Annotated in this window: 7 protein-coding genes; 3 read left to right on the forward strand and 4 right to left on the reverse strand. The window is 69.4% G+C overall.

All coding sequences use genetic code 11. The features are described 5' to 3' along the window. The first annotated feature begins 18 nt into the window (after positions 1-18). Positions 19-1359: a beta-1,3-glucanase family protein gene (locus JHN45_RS05910; RefSeq protein WP_201048299.1), complete on the forward strand. Its 1341-nt coding sequence runs from the start codon at positions 19-21 to the stop codon at positions 1357-1359. 73 nt (positions 1360-1432) lie between these two features. Here the strand turns inward: JHN45_RS05910 and JHN45_RS05915 are convergent, their stop codons facing one another. Next, on the reverse strand, positions 1433-5704 hold the full coding sequence (locus JHN45_RS05915) for a discoidin domain-containing protein (protein WP_201048300.1): 4272 nt from the start codon (positions 5702-5704) through the stop codon (positions 1433-1435). A gap of 301 nt (positions 5705-6005) precedes the next feature. Here JHN45_RS05915 and JHN45_RS05920 point away from each other — a divergent pair, with 301 nt between their 5' ends. Both JHN45_RS05920 and JHN45_RS05925 read left to right on the forward strand, forming a co-directional pair. Beyond that, a complete protein-coding gene (locus JHN45_RS05920; RefSeq protein ID WP_201048301.1) occupies positions 6006-6440 on the forward strand; it encodes an OsmC family protein in 435 nt (144 codons plus the stop codon). Positions 6441-6553: 113 nt separating this feature from the next. After that, the gene (locus JHN45_RS05925; RefSeq protein ID WP_236583411.1) at positions 6554-8287 is read left to right on the forward strand and encodes a hypothetical protein; all 1734 of its coding nucleotides are present in this window, start codon (positions 6554-6556) and stop codon (positions 8285-8287) included. Between the two features lie 58 nt (positions 8288-8345). Here the strand turns inward: JHN45_RS05925 and JHN45_RS05930 are convergent, their stop codons facing one another. From JHN45_RS05930 to JHN45_RS05940, 3 genes are all read right to left on the reverse strand, one after another. Next, positions 8346-8987, reverse strand: coding sequence for a cutinase family protein (locus tag JHN45_RS05930; protein ID WP_201048302.1), 642 nt, complete (start codon positions 8985-8987; stop codon positions 8346-8348). 95 nt (positions 8988-9082) lie between these two features. After that, on the reverse strand, positions 9083-10336 hold the full coding sequence (locus tag JHN45_RS05935) for a CdaR family transcriptional regulator (RefSeq protein ID WP_201048303.1): 1254 nt from the start codon (positions 10334-10336) through the stop codon (positions 9083-9085). 122 nt (positions 10337-10458) lie between these two features. Further along, positions 10459-11382, reverse strand: coding sequence for an alpha/beta hydrolase family protein (locus JHN45_RS05940; protein WP_201048304.1), 924 nt, complete (start codon positions 11380-11382; stop codon positions 10459-10461). Positions 11383-11451: the final 69 nt, after the last annotated feature.

Raw genomic sequence — 11451 nt, forward strand, 5'->3', positions numbered from 1 at the left:
AGAAAGGTAGGACCCCCCATGCAGACCACCGGCAGACCTTCACCCGCCGCCCTACGTTCCCGCACCGCTCTCGGTCTGGTCGTCGTCCTGATCGTCGCCTGTTTCGCCGCCCTGACCCCCTCGCCCGCCCGCGCCGCCGACCAACTCCTGTCCCAGGGACGGCCCGCCGTCGCGTCCTCGACCGAGAGCGCGTCCTTCCCCGCGAGCGCCGCCGTCGACGGGAACACCGGGACCCGCTGGTCCTCCGCCTTCGCCGATCCGCAGTGGATACAGGTGGACCTCGGCACCGTCCAGCAGCTCACCCGCGTCTCGCTGAACTGGGAGACCGCCTACGCCACCGGCTACCAGATCCAGACCTCGACCGACGCCACCACCTGGACCACCGTCTACTCCACCACCACCTCGACCGGCGGCACCCAGAACATCACCCTCACCGGCAGCGGACGCTACGTCCGCGTCTACGGCACCGCCCGGGCCACCCAATGGGGCTACTCCCTCTGGGAGTTCCAGGTCTACGGCCCCGGAAGCACCACCCCGCCCGACGACTTCTGGGGCAGCACCAGCGACATCCCCGCGGCCAACAACGCCGTGGAGGTGAAGATCCTCAACCGCACCAACGGCAAGTACCCCGACAGCCAGGTGTACTGGAGCTTCAACGGGCAGACGCACTCCATCGCCGAACAGCCCTACCTCGACATGCCCGCCAACTCCGCGGGCCGCATGTACTTCTACCTCGGCTCACCCACCAGCTCGTACTACGACTTCATCGAGTTCACGGTCGGCAGCAACGTCTTCAACGGCAACACCACCCGCGTCGACGCCTTCGGCCTCAAACTCGCCATGCGCCTGCACAGCAAGGACGGTTACGACACCGAGGTCGGCGAGAACCGGGCCACCTTCGCCGAGGACCGCGCGACCACCTTCCAACGCTTCACCGACGCGGTGCCGACCCAGTTCAAGGTGCTGGCCCAGACCCAGGCGCCGTACCGGATCATCGCGCCCGGCAGCGACCCGAGCTTCCGCACGGGCGGCGCCAACGCCAGCTACTTCACGTCGTACGCCCAGTCGGTCGGCGTGAACGCGGCCACCTCCGACATCTTCGGCTGCGCGGCCTCACTGGCGGCCGACCCCAACATGTGCGCCGCCCTCAACCGCCATGTGGCGACCCTGCCGGCGTCGCAGCAGTCCGACCCGGCGCAGTTCTACAAGGCGGCACCCGCCAACTACTACGCCAAGTTCTGGCACGACAACGCCATCAACCAGCTTGCCTACGGCTTCCCTTACGACGACGTCGCGGGCCAGTCCTCCTTCATCTCGCACGCCAGTCCGCAGTGGCTGCTGGTCGCCGTCGGCTGGTAGGCACGTCAACAGCGTGAAACGGGGCCGCCCTTGTCAGGAAGGGCGGCCCCGCGTCATGGGGTGATGTCCTGAGCTACTGGACGTTGATCGTGAAGGTGGACGTGGTGTTGCGGATGTCCTGGGCGTTGCCGCTCATCCGCAGGTTGACGAAGGTGGCCGAACCGACGGCCGGTCCCTGACCGGGTTCGGGGAGTTCGTTGGCCCAGATGCCCCACCCGGACTTGGCGTCGAACGCGTCTCCGCTCTTCTTGGAGTTGGTGATGGAGATGTCGGTGAAGATGGTGTCCTTCACCGGGAACTGCGGTTGTCCGCCTACGTAGTTGGTCTGGAACATGACCCCTCCGTAGGTGGAGTTGTCGATGTCGACGTCGTTGACCCGGATGCCCTGGAAGACCTTCGAGGCCGAGAACGCCCAGATGGCGGGGAAGACCTGGGAGCCCCAGAAGTGGCCGCCCGTTCTGTCCAGGGAGACGTTCTCGATCGTCGTCGGATCGGTCCCGAAGCCGTTCATCGGGTAGCCGAAGTCCAGCGAGGAGATCGTGATGCCGGAGTAGACCAGGGTGTCGGCGACCCGGATGTTGCGGAAGGTGTTGTTGTAGCCGCCGTAGACGGCGATACCGGCCGCACGCCAGGTGAGGGTCGACGTCAGGTTCTCGTAGAGGTTGTTCTTCTCGTCGGCGCCGCCCGCGTCGATCGCCGAGAAGAGGGCGAAGCTGTCGTCGCCCGTGGCGCGGGCGTCGTTGTTGACGACGTGGTTGTCCGTGGAGCCGTTCGTCATGTTGATGCCGTCGGCGAAGGTGTCCCGGATGCGGGAGTTCGAGATGGTCATGTTGTCGGTGTTGGCGCCCCAGTAGAGGCACACCATGTGTTCGGCCCAGATGTTGTCGATGGTGATGTTGGAGACGTTGGAGAAGTCGAACACCTTGCCGGGGCCGTCGATTCGGGACGTGTAGTTGCCGAAGTAGGCGAAGCCGGAGAACGTCGAGCCGTTGGCCGTGGACTCGGCGCGGAAGCCGATGTCGGTGTTCTCCTGCGAGGAGGGGGCGCGGAAGCGGGTGAACCACGGGCCCGCTCCGACGACCTTGACCGCCTTGCCGTAGACCTGGAGCTTGCTGGAGGTCTCGTAGTCGCCGGCGGGCAGATAGACGCCGACGAGCTTGCCCGTGGTGTCCATGCGGACCTTGTCGAGCGCGTTCTGCACGTCCTGCTGGGAGAAGCCGGCCGGGACCGTGTAGGCGGCCGGGTCCGGGTTCGGGATCGCCGTCGCCTGTTCGAGGTTGATGAAGTCGATCGCGTAGGTGGAGGAGTTGGCCGCGTCCTTCTGGAGACGGATCTTCGAGCCTGCCGGGACGGTCTTGCCGAGCAGCAGGTTCGCCTCGTCGTAGATGTGGCGTTGCGTTCCGGCGCTCGGCGAGTTGCCGGGCGCGGTCTCGTTGCCGTACAGCCAGGCGTACTTGGAGGTGAGGTCGATCGCCTTCAGGAACTGGCCGTCCACATAGACGTCGAGGGTGGAGTCGGTGCCGTCCGGGATCGAGAAGCGGGTGACCAGCGTGTTGGTCGCCGCGCGGGTGGTCCACTCGACGTACTGGCCCGTCGAGTTGAGGGTCACCGCCTTGCGGCCGCTCGCCTCGCCCGCGACGTCACCGATGGTCCGGTTGGGGCCGACGACCGTGGCGCCACCGCCGACCGTGCCGTCCTCGGCCTCGTACATGTCGTACGGCATGTCGGCGCCGCGGCCGACGAACAGGGGTTGTGTGGTGGTGTTGTTGGTCCGCTTGACCGGCACCTCGTTGGCGTCGTCGGCGATGACCGTCTTGACGGTGTACTTACCGTTGACGGCCGTCCACGAGCCGAGGCTGATCGGTGCGGTGGTCTGGCCGGAGGCGATGGTGCCGTTGTAGGAGCCGGTGAGTGTCTTGACGGTGGCGCCGTTCGCGTCCTGGACCGTCAGCGTGACGCCGTGCGTGCCGGAGGCCGAGTCCGTCGTGCCCTGGTTCTTGATCGCCACGCTGAACGCGACGTTGTCGCCCGCCGAGGGGCTGGACGGGGTCCAGGCCACCGGTGCGGCGACCAGGTCGGAGCTGGAGACCGGCTTGACGACGAGGGCGTCGGAGCGGGTGAAGGCGTTGTTGCCCTCGTTCTGCTCGATGACCTTGTTCGACGGGTCCACCTCGGCGCCGACCGGGTAACTGCCCGCGTCCTGGGCGCCGATGCTCGCGGTGACCGTCGTGGCCGCGCCGGCCGCCAGGACCGGGACATCGGCCGTGGCGACCTTCGTGCCGCCCAGCGTGAAGTTCAGGTCGGTCGCCTTCGACGCCTTGCTGCCGCTGTTGGTGACGGTCGCGGAGAGCGTGATCGCGTCCGACTCGACAGGCGCCGCAGGCGAGTTGGTGATGCCGGTGACCTTCAGGTCCGGGTTGGCGGCCGGGGTGCCGATCACCTGGAACTCGGCGACCTGCCCGCCCGGGGCGCCCGTGTTGGAGGCGAACTTGAGCTGGATGTCGGCCGCCGCGCCGGAGACCGGGATGGTCACCGTGTTGCCGGTGGCCGGGTTGAACGTGTAGTCCTTCGCCGCGACGAGACTCGTGAACGCGGTCGCGTCCTGGTCACGGCTGAGCACCTGGATGTTCTGCGTACGCGTCGACCACGCGGCGTCCGGGTTGAGCTTGACGACGACCTGACTCAGATCGGCGTTGGCACCCAGCTTGGTGGTGAGGGTGGCCGGATAGGCGCCGCCCCCGCTCTCCCAATAGGTCGCGATCTGACCGTCGTTGGCGTTCGCGGCCACGTAGGTGAAGACGTACGAGGAGGCCTCGATCGGCTTGCCCTGTGCGAGGTCGGAACCCGCCCCGTTGCCCGCCCGGGTGACGCTGTTGCTCGCCACCGACACGTTCCCGGCCGCGTCCTTGGCCTTCACGTAGTAGGTGACCGTGGCTGTCGCGGAGGGGGTGTCGGTGTACGAAGTCACGTCACCCGCAACGGACTTGAGCAGCTGGTCGTTGGCGTACACGTCATAGCCGGTCACCTGGACGTTGTCGCTCGACGCCTGCCAGGTGAGCTTCACGTCGCTGCCCGACTGCGTGTAGGCGAGGTTGCCCGGCGCGGTCGGGGCCTGGGTGTCGCCGCCCGTCCCCTTGCGGGTCACGCTGTTGCTGTTCGCGGAGACGTTGCCCGCCGCGTCCTTGGCCCGGACGAAGTACGTGACGTCGCTCGCGGCGGGCTGGGTGTCGGTGTAGGTCAGGACGTTCCCGGCGACGCTCGCCCTCAACTGCCCGTTGGCGTAGACGTCGTAGCCCGTCACGGCGGTGTCGTCGGTCGCCGCGCTCCACGTCAACTTGATCTGCCCGGTGGCGGGTTCGGCGTAGGCCAGGTTCGTCGGGGCGGTGGGCGCCTGGGTGTCGCCGGTGACGGGTCCGTAGACCTCCAGCTCGGACGCCTGCCCGGCGGGCCAGCCCGTGTTGGCGGTGAACAGCGCACGCACGTACCGGGTGGTGGTCGCGTCGAAACTGATCGTCGTCGACTGGTCGTTGGAACTGTCGAAGGTGTACGCCTTCGAGGCCGTCAGGTCGGTGAAGTTCGAGTTGTCGGTCGAGCCCTGGATCTTGAAGGTCTGGCTCCGGCTCGGCCAGCCGCTGGGCAGCCGCAGCGTCACCTGGTTGATCTTCACCGACGAGCCCAGGTCGACCTGGAGCCACTGCGGGAAGGCGTTGTTCGTGCTCTCCCAGTAGGTGTCGCGGTTGCCGTCACCGGCGTTGGCCGCGCCGTAGACGTCCGCGTGCCCGCTCTCGCTGAAGGGCTTGCCCTGGGCGAGGTTGGGGGTCGAGGCGGCGGTCGTGAGGACCTGCATCTCGCCCAACTGGGCAGTGCCTGCGACCGAGTTGGCGCTGAAGTCGGCGCGCACGTACCGGGCGAGCGTCGCGGGGATGGAGACCTTCACCGTGTTGTCATTGGCGGGGCCGAAGACGTACTGCGCCGACGACTTGAGGGTGGCGAAGCTCTTGCCGTCGTCGCTGCCCTGGAGCGCGAACGTCTGCTTGCGGGACTGCCAGCCCTCCGGCAGCCGCAGCACGACCTGGCGGACGCGCTTGCTCTTCCCGAGGTCGGTCTGCACCCACTGGGCCGACTTCTTCCCGGCCTGCCAGTAGGTGTCGAGGTCGCCGTCGGTGATGTTCGCGGCGGTGTGCTTTCCGCGCGTGCTGCCCGCCGAAGTCCGGGCGTCCGCTGCGGCGTTGGGGCCACCGGCCGCGTGCGCGGCGACGGCGGGCAGGCCCAGGACCATGACGGTGGCGGCGAGGGCGGCGGTCGCTGCGCGCCGCCCGGAGCATCTCTGCTTGTGTCGAGTCATGCGGGGGTCGCTTCCTGCGGAGGCTCGCGCGCCGGTGGGGCGGCGAGGGCGGCTCATTCCTGACGGAGTGGTGCAGAAAGGTGCGGGACGATCGGTGCGGTGCTCTGCTGCTCGCTGCTGTGCGCGAGGACCGTGGGGCAGGATTTTGCGTTGTTTCATCGAAATATTGCAGAGTCGAGTGAGTCGGTCTACAGGTCGAACACCGGAATCTTGCGTTGTTCTGTTCTGTGTCCGTCGTACGCGTCCCGTACGGCCCCACGCCCTCCGCCGGGTGATCCGCTTCTCTGGGAGGATCGCCACCATGAGCGACAACCCACAGCGCCTCGTCACCGTCGACCGCACCGGCCCCGGCCGGTTCATCGCCACCAACGCCCGTGGCGGCACCGTCGAGTTCGGCACCGCGAACGGCGGCGGCACCGAGTTCACCCCCGTCGAACTGCTGCTCGCCGCGATCGGGGGCTGCACCGCGGCCGACGTCGACGTGGCCACCACCCGGCACGCGGAGCCCGACGGCTTCACCGTCACGGTGACCGGCAACAAGGTCAGCGACGACCTCGGCAACCGGATGACCGACCTCGCGGTCACCTTCTCCGTGACCTTCCCGGAGGGCGAGGCCGGGGACCGGGCCCGCGCCATCCTGCCCCGGGCGGTCACCGTCTCCCACGACCGGCTGTGCACGGTCAGCCGCACGGTGGAGACCGGCACGCCCGTCACCGCGACGATCAAGGACGTCTGACGGACACGGAAGGCCCCCTGTTCTCTGCGGGCCGGTGACAAGCGCTTCGCCGTGCGCTGCGTTCTTGTGAGCACTGCCTGATCCCCGGGGCACGAGCGCCCTACGGTCCGGCCATGAACACGAGTCGCAGCACAGGACGGACAAGGGCGAGGACATGGCGCGGTGCCGCGCTCGCGGTACTGGTGACCGCGGGCACGCTCACCGCCGCCGCCCCGCAGGCACAGGGCGAGAGCGCGCGCACCGAGACCACGGTCGCGTCGACGCATCCCGCCGACGGCGTGATCGAGTCGGTGGTGCGGGTGAAAGTGCCGTTACCGCAGTCGTTCGGCGCCCGCCCGGCGGCGTGCGACTGGCTGTCGTATCTGCGCTACCGCTCCGCCGACGGGCCGCGCGCCTCGGCCGACGCCGACCGGATCCTCGTGGCCCAGCCCGGCATCCTGGAAGGAGCCGGAGCCTTCGACAGCGTCGCCCGCGACACGGTCGCCCAAGCCGCCGCCCAGGGACGGCACTTCGAGTTCTGGGCCCTGGACCGGCGCTCCAACTGCCTTGAGGATCCCACCGGTATCGCCTCCGGCGACCAGCACACGGCCGTCGACTACTACTACCGCGGCAGGGCCGTCGGCGGCCGGACCTTCGCCGGGTTCGTCGGCAACGACCGGCTCGGCTGGATGGCGAAGCTCGGCATCGAGCAGACCGTGCGGGACGAATACGAGCTGCTCGTCGCCGAGTTGCCCGATCAGGGCACGCGCAAGAGGAAGGTGCTGTGCGGCGGGCACTCGCTCGGCGGGGTGATCACCGGGTACTTCGCGGCGGCCGACTTCGACGGGAACCCCGCCACCCTGGCCGACGCCGGACAGAACCAGTGCGCCGGCTACTTCGCCCTCGACACCACGATCTCCACCTCGCTCGGTGACCTGAGCGGCAGCATCCCCGACGACACCAACCTGCCCGACATCGGGCTCGGTTACGCCGTCGTGCAGGCGGGGCTCGACAGCGGGGTGCTGTCGCGTTCCCTGTCGGCGCCGGTGCTGCTCAACCCCGAGACCATGACCCTGCTCGCCATCGCCGGCCTGGGAGCCGCACGCGACCCGGACGGCGAGTCGGACCTGCCCGCCAACCTCCCCTCCAACGTCAACATCGAGGCCACGAACCGGTTCCTGTTCTCCAAGGACACCGCAACCTTCCTCACCGGATCACCCGCCGTGAAGGACTTCCGGCTCACCAACGACGCCGTGCTCGGCGCGCTCATGGACGACAACTCCGAACCGCTGGCGTTCCTGCAGAGCAGCGTGGGCCTCTTCGACGGCGGACCGCTCACCGACAAGAACTTCCCCGCCGCCAACGGGAGTTCGGGGCAGTCGCAGCTGTTCGGCGTCGAGTACAAGGCGATTCCGGCGCAGCCGCACGGCCCGCTCTACACCTGGCGGAACTACGACCGGGTCGGCGCCGCCGACGACCCCGGGTACCGCTCGGCCGACGGCACCTCCTTCACCAACGCCTCAAAGGAGGTCACCGACATCCACGAGCTGGCCCGCAGCATGGGGGAGCAGCCACTGGACTTCACCGAGCAGTACTTCCCGACCAAGCTGGTCACCGACATCGAGCTGGCGACTTCCCCGCAGGTGAAGCAACTCGTCGTGCACCCGGGCGGGTTGACGGCCAACCCGACACTCACCGTGCTCGCGGGCGACGGTCTCCTCGCGGGCCGCATCCCAGCAGACCTGCATCCGGTGGTCGCCCCCGGATACCAGCACTTGGACGTCCTGACGGCGGCGCCCGTGCAGAACAACGGCCGACCCGAGGTCGTCTCCAGCAGCCTCGCCGGATTCGCCGCGGCACCCAAGTAGCCGACGGCGACAGGGGCCCGGGAGGATCAACTCCCGAGCCCCGCAGTGCTGTTGTGGCTCAGATCTTGCCCGCAGCGAACGTCGCCGCCGCACCGGCGTCGGATGTGTAGCCGAGGTGGGCCAGTACGTCCGTCCCGCCGTTCTGGCAGATGGGGTCACCCGTGGCGCAGAAGTCGATGGTGCGGCTCTGGTAGGTGCCGGTGACGCTCTTGCCGAGGGCGCGGATCGGGTTGCCGAACAGCAGCACCGCGGCGACTCTCGGCTCGACGGCCGCCGGGATCGTCGCCACGATCGGGCTGCCGACCACCGCGCCGTCGCTGCTGATTCCTATGGAGTTGTCGACGACATTCGCCCCCTGCGAATAGCCGACGAGAATGAAACGCTGATTCGGACAGGCCGCGACCTGCGCGTTGACGTGGTTCACCACATCGAGATTTCCCGTCGCCGCTGACGTCAGGGAAAGGTCGGCGGGATAGTTCACCGCATAGCTGGAGAGGGTCTTTCCGGTGATTTTCTGCTGGAGCGCGGAGAACACCGGGTCGCCGACGATCAGACCGAGAGTCCCCGGCTCGAAGGTGCCGCGAGCCGCCACGACGTCGAGGTCCGCGCAGGTGGCGGCCGACGCCGTGGGCGTGGTGAGGGTGGCGAGACCGGCTCCGCCGAGCAGCGAGAGCGCGGCCAGGCACAAGCGAATACGCATGAGAATCCTTTGAGGGTGGGGCGCGTGCGACGCGCCTGTGGAAAGGACACCTCGAAGGTATTCGCGTTGTTTCACCGGGTGTTATGGACGGGAATTCAGAAACCGTCCCTGTTTTTGTCGGCGCGTGAGTCGCGCTCGTTCTCCCGCGACGCCGCCGAACGCAACGCGAGAATCAGGTCAAGGCGGGTACCCGGGTCGTGCAGGGACTCGCCGAAGAGCTTCTCCAGCTGGCGCAGGCGGTAGCGGACCGTCTGCGGGTGGATGTGGAGCCGCGCGGCGACGTCTGGGACGTTGCTGCCGCTGAGCAGCCAGGCGAGCAACGTCTCGGCCAGCCGGGCGCGTTGGCCCTCGGACGCCGCGTCGAGCGGTGCCAGGACCCTGGCCTCCAACTGGGCGAGCAGCGGTTCGTCGTTGTGCAGCAGCAGCGTCGACAGATGGTCGGCGCACAGCACCACGCCCTGCCGTGGCAGCACCCCGCGCCCCATCAGCCCCAGCGCCCGCGTGGCCCAGCGCAAGGACCGCGCGGCCTCGGCCACCGGGACCGTGGGACCGATCGCCGCCGGACGGCCGCCCAGGCCGAGCACGAACGACCGCCCGCCGAACCGGCCGTAGCCCTCCGGGTCCGGTACCAGCACGCGCGGCGGCCGTGACTCCATGTCGGCCAGCGCGCCGGGCATCGCCGGCGGCCGGTCCTCCGCCCGCGGATCCGCGGGCCCCGCCAGCGCGATGACGGCGACCCGCGAGGGCACCCGCCACCGCGCGCCGTGCGCCAGGTCGTGCACCTCCTCCGGGGACACCGGCCCGTCGCCCAGCAGCAGATCGAGCAGCCGTCGGCGCCGCCGCTCCAGCTCGTCCGCGCTGCCGGACCGCGCGTCCGCGTAACCGGCGGCCGCCGCCTCGGCGACCTCGTGCACGGTACGGAACGCCAACTCGCCCAGCGCGGCCACGACTTGCGAGTCCAGGCCGAGTTCCTCAGCCGTCCGCCCCATCAGCCGCCAGGCGTGCAGCCCGCCGACCCGTAACGCGGACTGCACCGCGTCCAGACTGCGGCCGTCCAGCGCAACCCCACGCCCGATCTCGTAGTACGTCGTGGCCATCGCGGACCGCTGGTCGCGCGGGTCCGCGATGTGGTCGATGAACAGAGTGAGCGCCTGCACCACACCGGCCCGCAGATTCTCGCGGTAGACGGCGCCGGACGGCAGCCCGTACTCGGGCACCTGTCTGCGGACCTCCTCCTCCACCTCGTCGGCCACGCGCGGCAGTTGGGCGCGCAGCAGCTCGGCCAGCTCGGGTGGGACCGGAGCGGCGGCGGGATCGGCGGGAACTCCGCGCGGGGTGGGGACGGCCACGACGGACACTCCTTTCCCCCGGAGGCGGCTCACCCACGGACCGTTGCCCGTGGGACGAGGGGGACGTCCCGTGTTGGACGGTCGTCCCCTGCGCTCCGTTCCGTGCCCCGGCTGCACCGACATCACTCCGGCAGCCCCAGCGCGGCGGCGAGCATCGGCCACGAGGCGGTGAACTCCCCTTTCCAGTAGGCCCAGCTGTGCCCTCCCCCCGGATAGAAGTGGGTGGTGACCGGAATGCCGAGCAGCGCGAGGACACCGGTGAAACTGTGCGCGGACGGCCACAGCAGACTCTCCAGCGCCTCGGGCAGCCAGTCGCCCGAACCCCCGACCACACCACTGCCGTTGGACACGTACAACGGAGTGCCACGCAGCCCGCCGGCCTGGGCGCGCGGATTGAAGGCCCGCCAAGTCAGCCCGTTCAACAGGGGGTTGCCCCACAGCGTGCGAGGCGCCAGGCTCTCCCGGGCCAAGATGGCGTCCACCAGGGAGGGCACTCCGGGCGCCGTGGTGTCGAGGATCCCGCTGTACGACGCGGCGGCGGTGAACGCGCCCGGGTGCCGGGCCGCGTGCGCCATCGCGCCGTAGCCGCCGGTGGACACCCCGGCCACCGCCCGCACACCGGACGCCCGGTAGTCGCGGGCCAACAGCGCCGGAACCTCCAGGAGTTGGAAGGTCTCGTAGTCCGGCCCCTCGCGCCAGACGCTGGGGATACCGGTGGGCCCCGCGTCCGGCATCGCCACAATCAGGTCGCGCCCCTCGGTGAAGGCCTCTATGTCCGTCTCCCGGGTCCAGGACGTGTAGTCGTCGTGCGCCCCGTGCAGCAGATACAGCACGGGATACGTCCGAGCGGGCTGCGCGGCGAAGTCCGACGGCAGGATCAGCCGCACCGGCGCGCTGCGGCCCAGCGCGGGTGAGGACACGGACACGTCGAAGGTCCGCGCCGAGACCTGCGTCGCGGCCCGCGCCCGGCCCACACCGGCCGTGGCGCCGAACAGGACGGCGAGCCCGGTGGCCGCGGCGACCCGCGTGGCGGCTCGCCGGGACATCCCACTGGGAGGGTGCTGCGGGAGGGTAGCGCGCGGGGAGATCCCGGAGGGGTGCTGTGGTGTGGCGGC

The sequence above is a fragment of the Streptomyces sp. MBT53 genome, assembly GCF_016654115.1.
Taxonomy (GTDB): Bacteria; Actinomycetota; Actinomycetes; order Streptomycetales; family Streptomycetaceae; genus Streptomyces.

Bases quoted from the DNA above. Each gene is read 5' to 3' on its own strand.
- JHN45_RS05910 (WP_201048299.1), top strand. From the start codon at position 19: ATGCAGACCACCGGCAGACCTTCACCCGCCGCCCTACGTTCCCGCACC.
- JHN45_RS05915 (WP_201048300.1), bottom strand. From the start codon at position 5,704: ATGACTCGACACAAGCAGAGATGCTCCGGGCGGCGCGCAGCGACCGCC.
- JHN45_RS05920 (WP_201048301.1), top strand. From the start codon at position 6,006: ATGAGCGACAACCCACAGCGCCTCGTCACCGTCGACCGCACCGGCCCC.
- JHN45_RS05925 (WP_236583411.1), top strand. From the start codon at position 6,554: ATGAACACGAGTCGCAGCACAGGACGGACAAGGGCGAGGACATGGCGC.
- JHN45_RS05930 (WP_201048302.1), bottom strand. From the start codon at position 8,987: ATGCGTATTCGCTTGTGCCTGGCCGCGCTCTCGCTGCTCGGCGGAGCC.
- JHN45_RS05940 (WP_201048304.1), bottom strand. From the start codon at position 11,382: ATGTCCCGGCGAGCCGCCACGCGGGTCGCCGCGGCCACCGGGCTCGCC.